2 protein-coding genes are annotated in these 1,564 nt (G+C 56.6%); one reads left to right on the top strand and one right to left on the bottom strand.

The genetic code is table 11. The features are described from left to right. Positions 1–605 (top strand): hypothetical protein (locus ACI38B_RS04770; protein ID WP_439729749.1); only part of this gene is annotated, 605 nt, incomplete at its 5' end. Positions 606–1,114: 509 nt separating this feature from the next. Here ACI38B_RS04770 and ACI38B_RS04765 read toward each other — a convergent pair. Further along, on the bottom strand, positions 1,115–1,564 hold a 450-nt coding region (locus ACI38B_RS04765), incomplete at its 5' end, for a hypothetical protein (protein WP_439729748.1).

The following is a 1,564-nucleotide window of genomic DNA, read 5'->3' as shown; positions in this document are numbered from 1 at the left end:
CTCCCGGCAAGTTGTCTCAACTGGCGGTATTGCCCGTATCCGCTTACACCGCGATTGGCTGTGTGTTCGCGGTACTGGCCATCATTCTCGTCGTCGCCGCCCGCGTGGCGGATTTGAAACGGCGCAAGGGCGGCCATGCGGGTACTGCGGCCATCGTGCTGACCGCCATGGCCGGCGTGTTGATTGCCAGTGCGCTGGTGGTAGGCAACTTCTTCCCTGACGGCATCATTAAGGCGTCTGGACGCGATAACGCTCCCGTGAACAGTACGTCACGCATGGAATCCGGCATCGAGGAAGCAACCGAGCGGTGCTCCGACGGCTGGCAGACGATGGATGTCAGCGGTTACCCCGGCATGAGCGCGGTGGCGGTATGCAAGACCACGCGGATGGCGTTCGTCACCTTCGACAGCGCGTCGGCCGCATCCATGTACCGCGGCGCAATCACGTCGAAGATCTCGTCCACGCTGGACAGCTACTCCACCGACTCGCGCGCCCAGGGCGAATGGCGCATCCTCAGCGGCGAACGCTGGATCGCCTTCGGCCAGAAATCCGATATCGAAGCCCTGCACGACCAGTGGGGCGGCACCATCAGCGCCGTGCAGTGAGCGTCCATGCGGATTGCGCGACAGGAACCAAAGCGCCCACGGTGAATACTCGGCGTGATGTACAACGTCTGGTTTCGACGCTCAATCCGGAATGGTAACGGTGATGTGTTGGCTCTCTCCACTGTGCGAAAGGTGAATCGATGTGCGCACTTGGCGTGTCTGTGTAACCCGGCTTCGTTGGGGAGTGCAGGACACGTCCACGTCCACATGGCCAAGCGGTGAGGTGTACGATGCGAATTTCCCTTGTTCGTTGGAGATATATGACTCAAGGGTGTGCGCTTTTCCATCCTGCGGGGTGAAATCGCACGTGCATCCGCTGATCGGCTTGCCGTCGCTGTCCTCCACCGTGACGGTGACAGTCGCTTCTTGCGATGAAGCCCAGCGCAGCGCCCATCCGGGAGATCCCCACAATCGGTAGAAAGGAACGCAAACTATCACAAGCGCGATGAGAACGACGGCAATGATTGCGGTGATTACGACACTTGGATGTGCGTAGTGAGGGAGCTCCATTATTTATCCTTATTGGCGACGTTGAACATAGTGTACACGCGATCAGTAAAACGTGGACTAAACAATTTATCGCCGCTGCTACAAGATGTTACACCGTTGATCCAGCCGGTGCCAGAAGAAGAGTTGTATAGTTGCAACCAAGGACCCCCAGACGAACCGTGGGGATTAGAGAATCCATTATCGGCTCGAATGGCATCGACTACGAATGGCACGCTGCTGGTTTGTGCCGAGAAAAATTCGCGCGTTGTGTTGTTGCCGGGATTGTTGGGATAACCGACAATCCTCGCGGAGAAACTTGTTAATCCTGAATGACCGAAATTATCAGATCCGTAGGTATCGGCAGGTTTCGCGAAATTATTAGGTAATACTGATGTGTCGATAGTCGCAAATCCGACGTCGTTGGAAAGCATAGCAGGGGAGATGCTGGTATCCTTTGAGCCATTTGCCCA

The sequence above is a fragment of the Bifidobacterium sp. genome, from assembly GCF_051876855.1.
Lineage (GTDB): Bacteria > Actinomycetota > Actinomycetes > Actinomycetales > Bifidobacteriaceae > Bifidobacterium.
Note: the sequence above shows the minus strand (reverse complement) of the source record. Positions and strands in the feature narration are given on the sequence as shown.